Annotated in this window: 20 protein-coding genes; 5 read left to right on the forward strand and 15 right to left on the reverse strand. The window is 45.1% G+C overall.

The annotated features are described in order from the left end of the window. Positions 1–117: 117 nt before the first annotated feature. The 11 genes from AC1RNB_RS04335 to AC1RNB_RS04385 form a co-directional block, all read right to left on the reverse strand. A complete protein-coding gene (locus AC1RNB_RS04335; protein ID WP_493081015.1) occupies positions 118–498 on the reverse strand; it encodes a septal ring lytic transglycosylase RlpA family protein in 381 nt (126 codons plus the stop codon). 135 nt (positions 499–633) lie between these two features. Then, complete coding sequence (gene gcvT, locus AC1RNB_RS04340; RefSeq protein WP_493081017.1) at positions 634–1,719, reverse strand: glycine cleavage system aminomethyltransferase GcvT; 1,086 nt, start codon at positions 1,717–1,719, stop codon at positions 634–636. 102 nt (positions 1,720–1,821) lie between these two features. Further along, the gene (locus AC1RNB_RS04345) at positions 1,822–2,301 is read right to left on the reverse strand and encodes a nuclear transport factor 2 family protein (RefSeq protein WP_493081019.1); all 480 of its coding nucleotides are present in this window, start codon (positions 2,299–2,301) and stop codon (positions 1,822–1,824) included. A 44-nt stretch (positions 2,302–2,345) separates the two neighbouring features. Then, complete coding sequence (locus AC1RNB_RS04350) at positions 2,346–2,732, reverse strand: hypothetical protein (RefSeq protein WP_493081020.1); 387 nt, start codon at positions 2,730–2,732, stop codon at positions 2,346–2,348. A gap of 44 nt (positions 2,733–2,776) precedes the next feature. After that, positions 2,777–3,604 (reverse strand): hypothetical protein, encoded by an 828-nt coding sequence (locus AC1RNB_RS04355; RefSeq protein WP_493081022.1) that lies wholly within the window; start codon positions 3,602–3,604, stop codon positions 2,777–2,779. Positions 3,605–3,758: 154 nt separating this feature from the next. Next, complete coding sequence (locus AC1RNB_RS04360; RefSeq protein WP_493081024.1) at positions 3,759–5,981, reverse strand: PspC domain-containing protein; 2,223 nt, start codon at positions 5,979–5,981, stop codon at positions 3,759–3,761. 22 nt (positions 5,982–6,003) lie between these two features. Continuing rightward, positions 6,004–6,369, reverse strand: coding sequence for a PadR family transcriptional regulator (locus AC1RNB_RS04365; RefSeq protein ID WP_493081025.1), 366 nt, complete (start codon positions 6,367–6,369; stop codon positions 6,004–6,006). 81 nt (positions 6,370–6,450) lie between these two features. Further along, a complete protein-coding gene (locus AC1RNB_RS04370) occupies positions 6,451–6,642 on the reverse strand; it encodes a hypothetical protein (RefSeq protein WP_493081027.1) in 192 nt (63 codons plus the stop codon). Between the two features lie 489 nt (positions 6,643–7,131). Then, positions 7,132–7,530 carry a hypothetical protein gene (locus AC1RNB_RS04375; RefSeq protein ID WP_493081029.1) on the reverse strand — a complete coding sequence of 133 codons (399 nt, stop codon included), beginning with the start codon at positions 7,528–7,530 and terminating at the stop codon, positions 7,132–7,134. Between the two features lie 224 nt (positions 7,531–7,754). Further along, positions 7,755–8,201, reverse strand: coding sequence for a helix-turn-helix domain-containing protein (locus tag AC1RNB_RS04380; RefSeq protein ID WP_493081031.1), 447 nt, complete (start codon positions 8,199–8,201; stop codon positions 7,755–7,757). A 49-nt stretch (positions 8,202–8,250) separates the two neighbouring features. Next, positions 8,251–8,541, reverse strand: a complete 291-nt coding sequence (locus AC1RNB_RS04385; protein ID WP_493081033.1) for a type II toxin-antitoxin system HigB family toxin — start codon at positions 8,539–8,541, stop codon at positions 8,251–8,253. A 236-nt stretch (positions 8,542–8,777) separates the two neighbouring features. Here AC1RNB_RS04385 and AC1RNB_RS04390 point away from each other — a divergent pair, with 236 nt between their 5' ends. From AC1RNB_RS04390 to AC1RNB_RS04410, 5 genes are all read left to right on the forward strand, one after another. After that, positions 8,778–9,113: an ArsR/SmtB family transcription factor gene (locus AC1RNB_RS04390; protein WP_493081035.1), complete on the forward strand. Its 336-nt coding sequence runs from the start codon at positions 8,778–8,780 to the stop codon at positions 9,111–9,113. Between the two features lie 77 nt (positions 9,114–9,190). Next, entirely contained in the window at positions 9,191–10,036 is an 846-nt protein-coding gene (locus tag AC1RNB_RS04395) for an arsenite methyltransferase (RefSeq protein ID WP_493081037.1), read from the forward strand. Between the two features lie 111 nt (positions 10,037–10,147). Then, positions 10,148–10,630 carry a GNAT family N-acetyltransferase gene (locus AC1RNB_RS04400; RefSeq protein WP_493081039.1) on the forward strand — a complete coding sequence of 161 codons (483 nt, stop codon included), beginning with the start codon at positions 10,148–10,150 and terminating at the stop codon, positions 10,628–10,630. Between the two features lie 9 nt (positions 10,631–10,639). After that, the gene (gene arsB / locus AC1RNB_RS04405; protein WP_493081041.1) at positions 10,640–11,719 is read left to right on the forward strand and encodes an ACR3 family arsenite efflux transporter; all 1,080 of its coding nucleotides are present in this window, start codon (positions 10,640–10,642) and stop codon (positions 11,717–11,719) included. 13 nt (positions 11,720–11,732) lie between these two features. Next, the gene (locus AC1RNB_RS04410) at positions 11,733–12,131 is read left to right on the forward strand and encodes an arsenate reductase ArsC (protein WP_493081043.1); all 399 of its coding nucleotides are present in this window, start codon (positions 11,733–11,735) and stop codon (positions 12,129–12,131) included. Here the strand turns inward: AC1RNB_RS04410 and AC1RNB_RS04415 are convergent. From AC1RNB_RS04415 to AC1RNB_RS04430, 4 genes are all read right to left on the reverse strand, one after another. Continuing rightward, positions 12,126–12,491, reverse strand: a complete 366-nt coding sequence (locus tag AC1RNB_RS04415) for a phage holin family protein (RefSeq protein ID WP_493081045.1) — start codon at positions 12,489–12,491, stop codon at positions 12,126–12,128. The genes AC1RNB_RS04410 and AC1RNB_RS04415 overlap by 6 nt on opposite strands. 125 nt (positions 12,492–12,616) lie before the next feature. Beyond that, entirely contained in the window at positions 12,617–13,897 is a 1,281-nt protein-coding gene (locus AC1RNB_RS04420) for a M16 family metallopeptidase (protein WP_493081046.1), read from the reverse strand. 5 nt (positions 13,898–13,902) lie between these two features. Further along, positions 13,903–15,138 carry a M16 family metallopeptidase gene (locus AC1RNB_RS04425; protein ID WP_493081048.1) on the reverse strand — a complete coding sequence of 412 codons (1,236 nt, stop codon included), beginning with the start codon at positions 15,136–15,138 and terminating at the stop codon, positions 13,903–13,905. 144 nt (positions 15,139–15,282) lie between these two features. After that, entirely contained in the window at positions 15,283–16,473 is a 1,191-nt protein-coding gene (locus AC1RNB_RS04430) for an aspartyl protease family protein (RefSeq protein WP_493081050.1), read from the reverse strand. Between the last annotated feature and the right edge of the window lie 73 nt (positions 16,474–16,546).

The following is a 16,546-nucleotide window of genomic DNA, read 5'->3' on the forward strand; positions in this document are numbered from 1 at the left end:
GTGGTGTTTTTCAACACAGAGGGACAGAGACTGGGGGTTACACAGAGAACTGTAGCTACTTTCTATAGATAAACATGTTCGTCGGTTCCTTGTTCATCTGTTCGTCGGTTCATCCGTTCAATACCTGATCCTCACCCTCACCACCCCCGCATTCACCATATCAATTTTACGGGCGGCGCTGCGGGTGAGGTCGATGATGCGGCCGGCCACAAAGGGGCCGCGGTCGTTGATGCGTACTTTCACTGATTTACCATTGGAGAGATTGGTCACTTTTACCCTGGTACCGAAGGGAAGTTTTTTATGTGCAGCCGTTAGTTTGGATGAGTTATAAATCTCTCCATTGGCTGTTTTACGGCCATTATAACTTTCTGCATAAAAAGTAGCCATACCGGTTTCTGTGCCGCTCACTTCCTCCGAAGAAGCCGGTACCCGTTTGCGGTGGCAGGAACTGGCCAGTAGTAATACAACCGAAAGCAGGATCAGCATTCTTTTCATCATGTTACAAATCTACCCAGCGGGGTTCTCAGTCAAAAGTTATTATTATCAACAAATACAAAACAGTGTTAATAACAGCCAAAAAAAACGCCAGTTGTGCAAACTGGCGGTAATATACTATGTGTAATGATCGATCTCTTAGGCAAAAGGGGCTTTCACCACTTTGGCTTTTACCAGTGTATTCCGGATATCAATAAAGATCTCACTATCAATGGCTGCATGTGCAATGGCTACATAACCCAGCCCGATGGCTTTACCCAGCGAAGGCGCCTGCGTACCGCTGGTTACTTTACCAATGGTATTACCGGCCGCATCTTTGATCAGGTAATCATGACGCGGAATGCCACGGTCGATCATTTCAAAACCTACCAGTTTACGGGTAACGCCTGCGGCTTTCTGTTGCAGCAGAATTTCTTTGGCGGTAAAGTCTTTGGTGAATTTGGTTACCCAGCCCAGGCCCGCTTCCAGCGGCGAAGTGGTATCGTCGATATCATTACCATAGAGGCAATAACCCATTTCAAGACGCAGGGTATCACGCGCACCCAGGCCTATAGGTTTTAATCCCTGTGGAGTGCCTATTTCAAAAATGGCGTCCCAGATCTTGTCGGCCGCACCGTCTTTGTCTTCAAAATAAATTTCTACCCCGCCCGATCCTGTATAACCGGTGGCACTTACCAGCACATTATCTACGCCGGCAAATTTGCCTTTGGTAAATGTGTAATATTTCAGGTTCATGATATCTGCATCCACCAATGGCTGCAGAATTTTAGTGGCATGCGGACCCTGGATAGCGAGCAAACAGGTTTTCTCGCTCACATTATGCATTTCTACCCCCTTGGTATTGTACTTACTGATCCAGTTCCAGTCTTTTTCAATATTGGAAGCATTCACCACAATCATGTACACTTTATTGAATTCGATACAGTACACAATCAGGTCGTCTACAATGCCACCCTGCTCATTCGGTAAGCAGCCATACTGTGCCTGTCCATCAGTGATCTTGGACACATCGTTGGAAGTAACCCGCTGGATCAGGTCCAGCGCATTTTCTCCTTTCAGGATAAATTCTCCCATATGACTCACATCAAACACGCCCGCATTTTTACGAACAGTGGCGTGTTCATCATTGATACCGCTATAACTGATAGGCATATTATACCCTGCAAATTCAGCCATTTTGGCGCCGAGGGCAATGTGTTTCTGGGTAAAAGGAGTAGACTTCATGGCGTACTGTTTATTAAACAGCCGCAAAAATAGGTGAAGCACTCCTGCCTAAAAAATAAAAAGCAGCGGATGGTTCACCACTTTTCTCAACTGTATGGCTGATCAATGATCATAAGTAATCAGTCTTTTAATCTTCCAGCCCGTTTTTGTCTTCTCCCATACATGCATGAACTTGAATGTGCCTTTTTCCAACTTCCCGTTTTCTACATGGCTGAATGTGTGCAGGCCGGATTGTATGGCTCCGAAATCTTTGATGGAATACACTTCCATACTGCCTTTTACCAATTCGCGGGTAAGTATGTATTCGCGGGAAAATAATCCTTTAAAAGCGTCCATGGCCTGTTCATAATTACGTACACCCACATTGTCCTGGTACAATTCCAGGTCGGTCGAAAAATAGGTTCTCAGCGTGGCCAGGTCTCTGGTGTTAAAAGCTTTAAAAAGCAGACTATCCATGATGTACAACTCGCTGTAAAGCTCTCCTTGTCCGGGTTTCTGTTGAGATGCTTGTGCGGCACCTTTGGCGATCAGGGAAAAAAGCAGGCAGCAGATGAGTAGTATGCGGGTTAAGGAGGGAGGCATGGGGAGGGGAGTTTGGAGTCTGGAGTTGGGAGTTGGGCGGGGATTTAATCTACGGTGAGGCGGCGTTTGATGCCTTCGCCGAGTTGTTTGATGCGGAAATAGGAGTCGTAATCATTTTCCGTTTTGTTGAACTGGATCAGGAGTTTGCCTGGACTGATCTTGATATGAAAATGGGTACGGTCTTCGAGGGTCAGGTCTGCGTCTACCCTTCTTTTGCGGAACAGCTCATTTTTGAGCTCTTTGCGCAGGTACTGGTGTACCCTTTCGGCTTTGTAGCCCGCATAACGCGCATACAAACGATAGGTATCATCCGATTCTTTTACACGCACAGATACACCATTGCGGTTACTGAATCCGTATTGCACCGCCTGTAAAAATCCGACGATACATAACACAGATATAATTACCAGGGCAATCACAAACTTTTTCATAGAACAGGTTTATAGATGAATAGTATGTTTTTCTTTGCGATTTTTTAGCGGAATGCCGGTGCCACACAATACGCATGACTGGAACCACAGACCACAAATACTTTTTCTCCCTTTGCTGTCAGCTCTTTTACAGCGGCCACTAATTGTTTATTACGCAGATCGTTCGAAAAAGCCATCAGGGGTGCCAGAAAACCGGGCAGGGTATGTTCATCAGATACTTCCCGCCAGTCCGGACCCGAGGGAAAATATTTTTTCCAATACCTGTCTACATCTGTTACGGTTTTAATACTGTCCTGCAGGTTCACATAAGCAGCGCGTTTGAGATATTCCTCCACAAAATTGTCAGGTGAAGCGGGTTTGCCAAAACGGAGATTACTGAAATAAGGATTCAGGATCTGTTGTAAAGCGATCTGGTCTTTTGTAAATTTTTCCTGTTCCAGCTGTTGGGCCAGCGCCTCTTTGGAAAGATCCCAGTTATAGATCCTGATCCCATCGCGGTGAGCAAGGTGTTTAACCGCTCCGCCCTCGCCCAGCGTTTTTACCGGATCCATCAATCCCGGAAATAAAAATCCCAATCTCCCCTCAACCAGTGCCACCGTGGGTTGTAAACGTTTCCATTCGGCTTCTATCTGTTTGATCTCTGGTTCTTCGGGATTACGGGTATGGGCGGCTCCGAATATGACCAGCCCGGGTTGGGCCACGATCATCGGGTGGGGATGTTCGCCGGTATAACTGCCGAATAAAACAATACTGTCCGAAGGATTATAGGCTTTTTGCGGAAGATAATACGCCGGGGATTTCCAGGATACGAGGTACACAATGGCTACCAGTATTACCAGTAATAAAAGCAGTCTCGGAAAATATTTTTTCATACGCATACATGCATGAGATCCCGGGCAAGCAGTTACTACGATTGCGGTTCCAGGAATGAATAATACTGTTGAATGAATGCCAGTGGGAAAATTGAAAGGGAGAACCCCATCCTGTGAGCAAGACAGGGTTCTTGAATCCCAACTTCAACCGAGTTTATAAAGCCATCTGCATCAATGCCAGCCTCGACAGTTCAGAAGCTGCGGGCAGGTGCTCATCAGATTCTGGTGCTTTGGGAGCATCGGGTGCTTTATTCGCATTAGGTGCTGTAAGCGAAGCCGCTGTTTTCTGGTAACGGTATTTGGTTGTATCAACCGGTTTGTCCAGTTCCTTTTTCAGCTCTTCTGCTTCTTTTTGTTTCTTTTCGTATTCTTTTTTCAGTTCTTCTTTGCTCTTCTTGTATTTCTCTACAGCGTCATCACTGTTCTCATCGTTATTACTGTCGTCTTCTTTTTTGTCTACGCGCTCCAGTCCACCGGGAGTCATCACATATTCCACATCAGAACTCCACCAGTAGTCATTGTTCCAGTCTTCATCAAAATCCCAGTCATTACGTCCGGCATTGATATGGAAAGAACTCAGTCTGCGCGATACAGATCCCTTGATCACGATCCTTTTACCCACCGGAACCTGCAGGTTCACCGTTACACTCTGGTTACGGAAACGCGTACCACGCTGCAGAGAGAACCCCCGATCGAGGTAAATCAGGCTATCCTGCTGGCTCACACCATAACTGATCTCTTTTACATTACGCAGGGCGGCATTTTCGTCCGGACCGTTGCTGTATTTATAAGAACCTATATGAAATAACGAGTCATTACTTTTTACGATACGCAGGCGAACATTGTTCAGGAACAGGCTGTCATCGCTCATGCTCAGGATCCCGTCCATTCTCCACCAGCGGCCATATACTTTCACTTTACTGTCGGGTACATTCACTATCAGTTTACCGGTGCTGGGTTGTACAATGGTATAATCCTGTTTGTCGCGGGCCCTTGCATCAAAATTGCGGGCAATAGAAGCGGCCAGTATACCACCACAAACCAGGCCTATGAACCAGAGACCACCGAAAGTGAATCCCAGGTATTTATTACCTGATTTTACACCCATGATCCTGCGGATGATCCAGGTAACAAATGCTACTACCGGTATACCGAGGAATAAGAGCAGGGTTGACCATGCGAGGAAGTTCTGCCAGAATCCTTCGAGGAAGAAATTCTTTAAAGGGAACACACCTACACCGGCTACCATCAGAGCTAACAAAGCCACGAGTAAAGCAAAAGCGATAATACCGGCGATAAAGAGGAAGAAAGCTTTGAACATGATACCGATGGCGCGGCCGATACGGCTACCGCCTCTTTTCATGGCAGAACCTGCTTCGGCTCCAAACTGCTGGCCTTTCTGGCCTACGGTACTGCCGAATTCCTGGCCAAACTGTTGGGCTTTGTCTTTAAACTCACCACCCCATTTTTCGGCGCGTGATTTAAAACCTTCGAGGTCTTCCTGGATCGTGTTTTTAATGGTATTCAGGTCTACTTTCTCACCACGCATTTCCAGTTTCTCCGAAGCGCTTTTGGCTTCAGGAATCACGGCCCACAATACGGCATACACAATAAAGAGGGTACCACCGAAAGAACCGAAGAGGATGCTGGGGAAAGGATCCACATCAAACCACATGATACCTCTGAAAATAGAGTTGATGATACCGAGTACCAATGGCAAAGCAAAGATCAAACGGGGTATCCATACGGCGATATCAAAATAAGAAGCGATACCACTGGCAACACCGGCCACCACTTTTTCTTCGGGGTTACGGTACAAACGTTTGGTAGATGTGGTATGAATCAGTGATTTGGATGGCAGGATGATCCATAACAAGAGATACAGAAGGATCCCGGTTCCGGCACCAAAGCTGATCACGGCAAATACCAGACGAACAATAGTAGGGTCTACCCGTAAGTAACTCGCCAGACCACCGCATACACCACCCAGGATCTTGTCGTTCTCATCGCGGTATAAACGGCCGCGTGGAGGAGTTTCTGTTTCGGTTGTGTGATAACTGGTTTTGCTGCTGCTGCTTTCTTCGCCGCCCAACTGCGATTTTACTTTGCCTTCTTCGCCTTCGAAGTCTTCAGGACGACCCATGCTTTCGATGATCTGGTTCACATCTGCATCAGTAATGCAGGTGCTGCCTTTTTTCAGGGTCTCACCAAACAATTCAGCAATACGGCCCTCGATATCATTAATGATCTCATCACGTCCCTCCTCATCTGCAAAGAACCTGCGCAAACTTTCTACATACTGCTTCAGCATGTCGTAGGCAGCTTCCTCGATGGGAATTACCCTGCCCTGAAAGTTTATATTAATTACCTTTTTCATGTCAGTTCAATTTTATGGTTGGTTAAGGTTGGGATTGGTTGTTTTCGGATGATGGGTTTTCTACAGGTTGTGTGAGAGCATGAACAGCATCCGCCAGTTCCTGCCAGGTTCTTTCCAGTTCGCCGTAGAATTCGAGGCCCTTATCGGTCATCACGAAATATTTACGGGGCGGTCCGCTATTGCTTTCTACCCAGCGGTAAGTTAGCAAACCTGCATTTTTTAATCGGGTAAGCAATGGATAGAGGGTGCCCTCCAGGATGTGGAGGTTGGCTGCTTTCATCCGCTCTACCAGGTCGGAAGGATATACCTCGCCCTGGCGAATGATGGATAAAATACAAAACTCCAATACGCCCTTTCGCATCTGACTTTGTGTGTTCTGAATGTCCATAACCGGCGTTTTTGTCCTGCCGCTTTCCTTTGAAAATGGCAGGCGTTGTGATTGAATGATAGGTTTTCGTAAGGGTCTGGTTTATGCCAAATGCCTTCTAACGATTCTTGTTCTGCGGCTACGTTCCAGGTTCCAGAGGTCAACCATACCAAAATTTGATTTGGGGTTTACCAGGGCAACATTGGTAGCTACGGTTTCTTTTACTTCTTTCACTAAGTTATTCAACTGGTTTTCGCCAAGTGTCTGAAAGAAGAAGTTGTTTTGCGTTTTCATGATTTCTTTATTTAGAATGTTTTTTATTTTTCAAGGTTGGGGGAGAATCTCTTTGGGGATTCTCCCGGTTCATTCCCTTTGACAACACAAAGATGTGCATTTATTTGGTACTATGCAACACATAGTACCAGTTTTTTTCAGGTAATAGGTAGCGGACAATAACTGGCTTACTATAAAATGTTGATTTACAGTATTTTGCGAAAACTTAGAAAAAAGTGGAAATGGTGAGTGGTTGTATTTCTTGATGAGCGGCGATTATGTCGCAAAGCACAAGATCAAAAAACGTAACTAATTGATTATCAACTATATTTGCAAATGATCATAACCATACATAAATAAATATGTCAAGGACCGAACTCGAATTTGTGAAGAGCTAACTCACTCCTTTCATAATTGTAATCTACAATGCTCCCGTATCGGGGTCAAATCAAGTCAGCTTCAACTTCAGGCAAGTGCCATCTTTCTGTTATGCCATGTATGTTGGTAGTATTAATGATTATCTAAGAAAACTTGTACTTGTAGTTTTACAGAAGTCAATGCTTCTGCCTGCTTTTCCAAGCTACTAATCATAGAACGCAAAATGCTTTTGGATGGTCTGGATTTTACCACTTTCTCCAGTATCGAATCCGATAAGTAAGTTTCATATCCGTCCACAAGAGCTTTAAAGTATGCACGATACGAAACATTTGAAAAAATGAAATCGTCCCAACAATCGTGTTTATTGGAGTATTCTTCAATTATACTTCGTGTTTCAATAGATGATTTTTGAGCAGCTCTAAATTGAGCGACAAGATGTTCAAATTCTTCGTCAGAAGAAAATGTCTTTTTAAATGTAACCCATGCGATGATTACACCTAATATCCCAGCAATCCAAGAAACTGTTTCCATACATAATTAAGTGAGTGATTTACGTTATTCCATCATCTGAGTATAACCAACAAATATCAAATACTGATTTACCTCTGAAGCTAAGTGCCTTCTTGCACACGGGTTTTAGTATACTGTATACAATTCAGTAAACGTTATTGTATACGATTTTAGTACAGAGAGCCCTCCTTTTGTGTCGAACAGTTAGGTGACGTCACTAATATATATCCCGGATAAACCGGCTTTTAAGAAACAGCATTACTGATTTTTTTCACCTTACCAGATCTTTTGTTCAAAACAGTGACTGCCGTATACTGTAGAGCATAAGGCCTGTTAAACGCCTCCTGTTGCATACAGAATTTTTCTGCCAGGATCCGGATCGTTTCTTTTGACAAACCCTTCCTGTATTTTAAAATATCAGAAACCAGTCCCTCGCTAACCTGCAGCAAACGGGCAAGGTCTACCGCTTTCATACCGTGTTCTTTCATCAAAGAGCGGATCAACTGTACCGGATCTGCAAAACGGCTCCGGTTTTGTTGTTCATCATATTTTTCAATCAGCAAAGTCAGTAAAGCTATCTCGTCTTTTATTTCCGGTGTTGGGGTGGGTAGAAACACCAGTTCTTCCAATACCTTACAATAGCTATCGTATTGCGCATCGGAACTGATGACTTTGTATTTCAGTGTTTCCATCTTTGATTGATTTTCTTCTATGCAAAAAACATTGTTTGCGAAGATCTGTCTAATAGATATTGATACTGTACTGCTCTTCTTCTTTACACAATGTATCATACGCAGCATGTGTACCGATCCAGCAAACAAATACATGCACCTGCGTTTCACCAAATGCATATTTCCCGATCAGCCGGTAACGGTTACCGGCTATATCAAATACAACCCTGGCCGTTCCCCTGCCCAGCAGATCAGCCGCAGGAAAAGTATTTTTGATATCACCGGGTTCTTGCCAGTTGGCCAGTTTCAGTTTGGTAATCCACTCCGCAAACGAGACCCTGCTGCCTGGGTATATTGCCATAAACTGTCTGATCGTTTTCTCTTTAATGAGATGCACTTTCATAGACCCATACAAATATATCAAAAGTTCACAAAAAGTGAAGATTTGACTTGTTAAGAAGGATTCAGCTTATTTTCTATGGGTATTTGCAGACAGGAATGATAAGATAAAACTATTTTTAAAAATATTTATCGTATTTGTACGATTAATCAAAAATTCTTCCTTCCTTTGTCCTATCGTACAAAAACGATAAACCAATGGCATCCGCTAAAACAGACACATTTACACAGGAAGAACAGGATCTGGCCACCATCGCCAAAACACTTTCGCACCCGGCCCGTATCGCTATTCTAAAAATCCTGGCCGCGCAGAACGCCTGCATCTGCGGCGAGATCGTAGACATATTACCACTGGCACAATCCACCGTTTCGCAGCATTTGAAAGAATTAAAGAACGCCGGACTCATCAAAGGAACCATCGACGGACCCAAAAGCTGTTACTGCATCAACCGCGAAGCATTTGAAAATCTGCACGGGGTTTTTGATTCTCTCTTTACATCGCTGAAAACGGAGAACACCACCAACTGTTGTTAACAAACGCGCCTCTGCACTCTTACGAATGAGTTCTGTTGAAGTGCAAAGGCGTTATTACAAACCATAAAAAAAATAATATGCAAACCGAACAGGAATTAAAAGCTTTGGTAAAAGAAAAGTACGGCGAGATCGCCGATCAATCGCGTACGCAGAATCTGTCTTCCTGCTGCGGCTCCGGCTGCTGCAGCGATGAAGTGTATAACCTGATGGCAGATGATTATTCGCAACTGCAGGGTTATAACGCCGACGCCGACCTGGGCCTCGGCTGTGGTTTACCTACGCAGTTTGCGCAGATCAAAAAAGGAGATGTGGTGATCGACCTGGGCAGTGGTGCCGGCAACGATTGTTTTGTAGCCCGTGCCGCTACCGGCGAAACAGGGAAAGTGATCGGTATTGATTTCACAGAAAAAATGATCGAGAAAGCGAGAACCAATGCAGAGAAACTTGGTTTTCACAATGTAGAGTTCCGCTTTGGCGATATCGAACATATGCCCGTATCGGCCAATGTAGCCGATGTGGTAGTCAGCAACTGCGTACTCAACCTCGTTCCCAACAAGTTCAATGTATTAAAAGAAGTATACCGCGTATTAAAACCCGGCGGTCATTTCAGCATTTCTGATATTGTACTCGAAGGAGAACTGCCTGCGCAATTAAAAGAAGCCGCCGAAATGTATGCAGGCTGTGTATCGGGTGCTATTCAGAAACAGGTATACCTGGAGCTGATCAACAGCACTGGGTTTACCAATATCACCGTACAGAAAGAAAAAGGGATCAATATCCCGGATGATATTCTCAGTAACTATATCAGCGAGGAAGAGATCGCCGCTTTCCGTAACAGTAATATGGGCATTTACAGCGTAACCGTATATGCCGAAAAACCTGTAGAGAAAGCAGCTTGTTGTGCACCGGGTTGTTGCAGCTAATTCACTCTCTGCGAAAATCTCCCCGTTCTCTTGTTCTCTGCGGTTGGAAAATGTACCAACCGCAGAGAACAAGAGAGGCAGAGATGGCGCAGAGAATTTAATACCATGCTTATGAATATTACAATGCTGCTTCCCTCTCACTGGGAAGCTGTTAAGACCATTTATGAAGAAGGTATTGCCACCGGTAATGCCACTTTTCAAACCACTGCCCCTTCCTGGGAAGAATGGGATGCGGCGCACAGTAAAAAACCCAGACTGGTAGCTATTGAAAACGATACCATATTAGGCTGGGCCGCCATCACACCCGTTAGTGGCCGATGTGTGTATGCCGGTGTGGGCGAAGTAAGTGTGTATGTAAGTGCCACTGCCCGTGGCAAAGGAGTGGGTAAACAATTGCTGCAGGCACTCATCACCGAAAGTGAAAAAGAAAACCTGTGGACATTGCAGGCAGGTGTGTTTCCGGAGAATGAAGCCAGTCTCGCCATTCACAAAGCCTGCGGTTTCCGCATCGTAGGCACCCGTGAAAAGATTGGTAAAATGAACGGTGTTTGGAGAGATACCGTATTATTGGAAAAAAGAAGTACTCATTTATAATTCCATTACATGTCTGCCAATCATTGCGCCCCGGCTCACGAAAGAAAAAAACTCAGTTTCCTCGACCGCTATCTCACCCTCTGGATCTTTCTGGCTATGGCTATCGGGGTAGGTATCGGTTATTTGTTTCCTTCTTCGGCTGGTTTTATCAACCAGTTTTCAAGTAGTACTACCAATATTCCGCTGGCAGTTGGTTTGATCCTGATGATGTACCCGCCCCTGGCCAAAGTGCGTTATGAAAAAATGCACGAAGTATTTACAAATACCAAAGTGCTGGGTGCCTCGCTGTTACTGAACTGGATCATTGGTCCCATTGTGATGTTTCTGCTGGCCATTGTTTTTTTACAGGGCTACCCTGAATACATGATCGGTCTCATCCTCATCGGTCTCGCGCGTTGTATTGCCATGGTAGTGGTATGGAACGAACTGGCAGAAGGTAACCGCGAATATGCTGCAGGATTAGTAGCATTGAACAGTATTTTCCAGGTTTTATTATATAGTGTGTATGCCTGGCTTTTCATTACCGTATTACCGCCGCTATTTGGCATCAAGGGTCTGGAAGTAAATATCACTATCGGTATGATTGCAGAATCAGTAGCTATTTATCTCGGTATTCCATTTGCAGCGGGTGTGATCAGTCGGTACACACTGATCCGGCTAAAGGGCGAAGAATGGTTTCAGCAGAAATTCGTTCCCTTTATCTCACCTATTACACTGATCGCGCTTTTATTTACGATCCTCGTCATGTTCAGCTTAAAAGGAGAACTCATTGTTCGCATACCGATGGATGTTATCAGAATCGCCATCCCGCTGGTGATCTATTTTATCCTGATGTTTCTCTCCAGCTTTTTTGTAGCCAAAGCACTTGGTGCAGATTATGCCAAAAATGCCGCTGTTTCTTTTACCGCAACCGGAAATAATTTTGAACTGGCCATTGCTGTAGCCATTGGCGTATTCGGTATCAATTCAGGGCAGGCTTTTGCCGGTGTCATCGGTCCGCTGGTAGAAGTACCGGCACTCATCGCTTTGGTGAATGTGGCTTTCTGGCTGCAGAAAAAATATTATACACAACCGCTTACTAACGCATAATCAATCATCATTCATGTTACCCAAAAAGAAAGTATTATTTGTTTGTGTAGAAAACAGTAACCGCAGCCAGATGAGCCAGGCTTTTGCCATCATGCATGGTGGCGATACGGTGGAAGCCTATAGTGCCGGCAGCAAACCCAGTGGCATCGTTAATCCAAAAGCCATTGCAGCCATGAAAGAACTGGGGTATGATCTCAGTACTCACGATAGTAAATCATTACAGGAAGTAGAAAAATATGCCCCTTTTGATGCAGTGGTAACCATGGGCTGCGGAGATGCCTGTCCGTGGATGCCCGCCAAACAGTTCATCGACTGGCAGATCCCCGATCCCAAACACATGGAGCCTGCTGCATTTAATGAAGTACGTGATTATATCAGTGAAAAAGTAAAGGAATTGCTGAAAACCTTATGAGGTTTTGTTCCCGTCGTTGTTAGAACCGATCAGTGCCTCGATCAGTGAAGAAACAAAACTTACCACCAGGCTGAACAGTAAAGCAGATACCCAACCATCCACCGTAAAGCCCGGCACCAGGCTGGCGGCCCATTTAATGATCAGGATATTGATGAATAAGAGGAAGAGTCCGAGGGTAATAATGGTAATGGGAATAGTTAGGATGATCAGGATAGGTTTGATAAAACTATTCAGCAAGCCCAGCACTACGGCCACGAGTAAAGCCGTAACTGTACTATCTACCTGCACCCCTTTCAATATATAAGCGGCGAACAGAACAGCCACTGCTGTAGCGATGGTTTTAGCAAAGAACCTTCCCATATGGATTTATTGAGAGGTTAAGTTACCACTTAAATATCGAATATCGAACAGGGAACGCCGAATATCGATCGGAGAGTTAGTTCGGCGTTCGACATTCCCTGTTCGATATTCGATATTCGCAATGCCTACACCACTACCACTTCATAAAACGAATCCGGCTCCAGATAATGCTGGGCAAGGGCCTGGATCTCTTCGGCGGTGATGGTTTGTACGGTTTTGATGCTGTTGTAGAAATATTCTTCGGTTAAACCGTTCAGGATATAATTCTTCCAGCGGGCAATGATCTGGAACGGACCATCGAGGTCTCCGAGCAGGGAGCCGATCATATAATTACGCACCAGATCCAGTTCTTCCGCTTCTACCGGTTCATTCCGCAGAATGGCTATTTCTTTGTACACTTCTTCAATAGTGGCGGCGCATACATCCCGACCTGCTTCGGTGCTGATCATCCAGGCACTGGTGTGGATATGGTTCTGCATATAACTGTGTATGCCGTAGGTATACCCTTTGTCTTCGCGGATATTACTCATCAGTCTGGATCCAAAAAAACCACCGAAGATATTATTCAGCACCTGTGCCTTTGAAAAATCGGGATGGTGCCTGTTAGGGAAGGGCCTCGCAATACGGATCGCTCCCTGTACACCATTCTCATCATTGATGATATTGTATTTTTTAGTCTCAGCCGGATGGGTATCAAAGTTCACTGCTGGCAGATTTCCCGGCTGAAAAGGCAGGTGCCCGAAATTGCTGTTCAACTGTTGCTGAATATCTGTGGGCAGTTTGCCTGCCACGAACATCAGACATTTGCCCCCTGTATAAAATTTACGGTAAAAAGCCTCCAGCTCATCGCGCTGCAGGTTATCGTAATCCAGTGTAGAGGTATATTTTCCGTAAGGATGATGAAACCCATATACATATTCATCGATCAACCGGTTAGCGATGAAGTCGCATTTCTTCAGGTTCACTTCCAATCTTTGTTTCTGGTTCTGCTTATAAATCGATAGCTCTTCTTCGGGGAAAATACATTCCGTCATCAGTTCGGCTACTACCGGCAACAGTTCAGGTAAATGTTTACTGAGGCAATGCAGGGTAATGGTAGCTGTTTCATTATAGCAACTCCTGTTCAGGTAAGCACCATAAAAATCAAAATGCTCATTAATGGCAAAGGCTTTTTTATGCCGGGTTCCGTTCTTGAGCATGAAATTGGTGGTGGCGGCTACAATGTTTTTTTCTTCGTACCAGTTACCCGCATAAAATACCCATTCTATCAGTATTACTTCCTGTGCCCCCGCATCGATCGTATACACAGGCACACCGTTGTCCAGGGTAAAATGTTCGTAGGGTGGCAACTGCAATTGCATATTAACCGCATCAATGATCTCCGGCGCACTTGTTCTATTGGTCATGCTCTTTACTTAGTGTGATAAAATAAGGTATTGCTGTTATCGTTCCGGAATACTTCTTTACAGTATTGCTGCACATCTGCCGCTGTAATTTCCTGGTAACGCGCCAGTTCGGTATTCATCAGTTCTGCATCGCCCAGCAGCTCATACATGGCCAGGCTGTTAGCACGACTCATCACGCCCATATCTTCAAAAGCAATTACGCTCTCAGTTTTGTTTTTCACTTTCTGCAGTTCGGTATCACTGATAGTTACTGCCTGTATTTTCTCAATCTCTTCTTCAACAGCTTTGGCAGCTGTTCCCATGGCAACCCCTTTCACCAGTTTGCCTTCTACGGCCAGCAAACCTTTGTCAATACTGCCAAAATGATAACAATCGATACTGGAGAACAGCTGTTTCTCTTTTACCAGTGCCTGGTATAAACGCGATGATCCGCCGCCGCCCAGCACTTCTGTGGCAAGGTCCATTACATAATAACCTTTATCCAGCCGCGCATCCATATGCCAGGTTTTGATAAAAGCATCCAATGGCACATCGGCATATACTTCTGCCACACGGGCGGCTGTTTGCCGGGGTTCCTGCGGCAGTGAGCGGTTGTATTTTTCTCCCATCGGAATATCGCCAAACCATTTCTGTGCCAGCTGTTTGATCTTTTCCAGTTCTACATGTCCTGCCACCACCAAAATCGCATTTACCGGCCGGTAATGTTTGAAGAAAAAATTCTTTACATCGTCGATATGTGCATTTTCTACATGACTCAGTTCCTTCCCGATCGTCATCCAGCGATAGGGATGCGTGGTATAAGCCAGCTCCCGCATTTTATGCCACACATCGCCATAAGGTTTATTGATATAATGTTCCTTGAACTCTTCGCACACCACTTTTTTCTGTACATCCAGGCTTTTTTGTCCGAAGGCAAGACTCAACATCCGGTCACTCTCCAGCCAGAAAGCGGTTTCTATGTTTTCTGCCGGTAACTGGCAATAATAATTGGTGAGGTCGTTGGTAGTATAGGCATTGTTCTCACCACCTGCCCGCTGCAGGGGCTCGTCATAATCCGGAATATGGATGCTGCCGCCGAACATCAGGTGTTCAAACAGGTGAGCGAAGCCGGTTTGGGCAGGGTTCTCATCTCTGGCACCCACATCATACATCATATTCACCACCGCCATCGGGGTAGAATGGTCCTCATGAACCAGCACCCGCAGGCCATTATCCAATACAAAACGGTCATATCTTATCATACACACGGTTAAAGAGGGTGCAAAATAGGGGAAAATGAACAGATGAACAGATGAGCAAGGAACCGACGAACAGATGAACGGAGGAGTAGGTTTATTACATTACCTCTGTTCGTCTGTTCATCTGTTCATCTGTTCGATATTCCCCTACCGCCTGATATCTTTGATATCGATCGTGAGCACCAGCGGTTTCTGGTCGCGGAAGATGACTACGCGCATTTTGCCGATGCTGTTCTGGAAAAGATTTTTGTAGGTCTGGATGTTCTTGGAAGCATTGGTTTCTACAGAAAAGATCACATCACCCGGCAGAAAACCGGCTTTGTCTCCGGGCGAGCCCGGCATGATATCAATTACACGGATCTCCCCATCCACCAGGTAAATACCGAGACCGGTATAGGAATAATCGAAGCTTTCGTTGTAATGCGTATTGGGTTTGATATGGATACTCTGCTCCGGATAGTTCAGGATCACATTAAAACGGCGCAGGATATCATTACCGATCAGGCCTCCCAGTAAAGGGTAAGAAGTAACATTGTATTCATCTTCAAAAATATGTATCGGCACCCGTTTGAACTTGTAAGGGCCCAGCTTCACCTCCTTTACCACCGAAACAGACATCTGCCGTTTGCCCCCAAGTCCTTCTGCCTGCGTAGGATAAAACTTGCGGTTCTTTCTGAATACCACACTGTCATCCACAAAATCTTTGGAAAGCAGGATGCTGAGTCCGGCGCCGGTATCAAAGATAAAACGGCTGGCAATGAGCCTGTCGTCCTGGATTACGGCAGACTGCAACGGAAGCGTAGAAAAATTGGGTTTCAGCATATAACCGCCGCGGGGATATTTGAATGAACCCGGCGAATACACTTCGATAAACATGTTATCATAATCCAGTCTTACGATATACCTGCGCAGAAAGCTGTAGCCGATAATACCATCGATACGGACCCCGTATACACTGGTCAGCAATTCATAGTCATTGATATGAAAATCGAGTTTTTCTACTTCCAGTGTTCCCAGTTTCAGGGTATGCCCCATAGTAAAATCCACATTTTTGATACCTGCGATGCCCCGGATGGTCTTTTCTGTTTTTACGGTGGAAAGTTTCAGAAAATCTACCGTAGAAGAATCCAGGGAAATGCCGCCGCTGCCGGTATCAAAAACAAAATTGAGTGTATCAGGATAATTGTCGAGAACGGCCCGAACAATCACAATGCCTCCGCTTAACTGGGTAAAGGAGAATCTGGTTAATAGCCTGGCCTCCGGAGAAACAAATTCCTCCTGCGTTTTGCCGCTGATACAGAGGCAAAACATGGCAAATGCAATTAAGACCGGTTTCATGCAGGTTGAAAATAGGATGATTTCTGATGCAAACGATCATTATCTGTATGAGGTTGCCCGGATAGAAGATAAA

The organism is Sediminibacterium sp. GW821-FHT12F12 (assembly GCF_058806635.1).

Coding starts and splice junctions, on each gene's coding strand:
- AC1RNB_RS04400 (WP_493081039.1), top strand. CDS start 10,148: ATGAATATTACAATGCTGCTTCCCTCTCACTGGGAAGCTGTTAAGACC.
- gcvT (WP_493081017.1), bottom strand. CDS start 1,719: ATGAAGTCTACTCCTTTTACCCAGAAACACATTGCCCTCGGCGCCAAA.
- AC1RNB_RS04430 (WP_493081050.1), bottom strand. CDS start 16,473: ATGAAACCGGTCTTAATTGCATTTGCCATGTTTTGCCTCTGTATCAGC.
- AC1RNB_RS04385 (WP_493081033.1), bottom strand. CDS start 8,541: ATGGCAATATACCCAGGCAGCAGGGTCTCGTTTGCGGAGTGGATTACC.
- AC1RNB_RS04360 (WP_493081024.1), bottom strand. CDS start 5,981: ATGAAAAAGGTAATTAATATAAACTTTCAGGGCAGGGTAATTCCCATC.
- AC1RNB_RS04415 (WP_493081045.1), bottom strand. CDS start 12,491: ATGGGAAGGTTCTTTGCTAAAACCATCGCTACAGCAGTGGCTGTTCTG.
- AC1RNB_RS04380 (WP_493081031.1), bottom strand. CDS start 8,201: ATGGAAACACTGAAATACAAAGTCATCAGTTCCGATGCGCAATACGAT.
- AC1RNB_RS04335 (WP_493081015.1), bottom strand. CDS start 498: ATGATGAAAAGAATGCTGATCCTGCTTTCGGTTGTATTACTACTGGCC.
- arsB (WP_493081041.1), top strand. CDS start 10,640: ATGTCTGCCAATCATTGCGCCCCGGCTCACGAAAGAAAAAAACTCAGT.
- AC1RNB_RS04345 (WP_493081019.1), bottom strand. CDS start 2,301: ATGCCTCCCTCCTTAACCCGCATACTACTCATCTGCTGCCTGCTTTTT.
- AC1RNB_RS04390 (WP_493081035.1), top strand. CDS start 8,778: ATGGCATCCGCTAAAACAGACACATTTACACAGGAAGAACAGGATCTG.
- AC1RNB_RS04365 (WP_493081025.1), bottom strand. CDS start 6,369: ATGGACATTCAGAACACACAAAGTCAGATGCGAAAGGGCGTATTGGAG.
- AC1RNB_RS04375 (WP_493081029.1), bottom strand. CDS start 7,530: ATGGAAACAGTTTCTTGGATTGCTGGGATATTAGGTGTAATCATCGCA.
- AC1RNB_RS04355 (WP_493081022.1), bottom strand. CDS start 3,604: ATGAAAAAATATTTTCCGAGACTGCTTTTATTACTGGTAATACTGGTA.
- AC1RNB_RS04350 (WP_493081020.1), bottom strand. CDS start 2,732: ATGAAAAAGTTTGTGATTGCCCTGGTAATTATATCTGTGTTATGTATC.
- AC1RNB_RS04370 (WP_493081027.1), bottom strand. CDS start 6,642: ATGAAAACGCAAAACAACTTCTTCTTTCAGACACTTGGCGAAAACCAG.
- AC1RNB_RS04425 (WP_493081048.1), bottom strand. CDS start 15,138: ATGATAAGATATGACCGTTTTGTATTGGATAATGGCCTGCGGGTGCTG.
- AC1RNB_RS04395 (WP_493081037.1), top strand. CDS start 9,191: ATGCAAACCGAACAGGAATTAAAAGCTTTGGTAAAAGAAAAGTACGGC.
- AC1RNB_RS04410 (WP_493081043.1), top strand. CDS start 11,733: ATGTTACCCAAAAAGAAAGTATTATTTGTTTGTGTAGAAAACAGTAAC.
- AC1RNB_RS04420 (WP_493081046.1), bottom strand. CDS start 13,897: ATGACCAATAGAACAAGTGCGCCGGAGATCATTGATGCGGTTAATATG.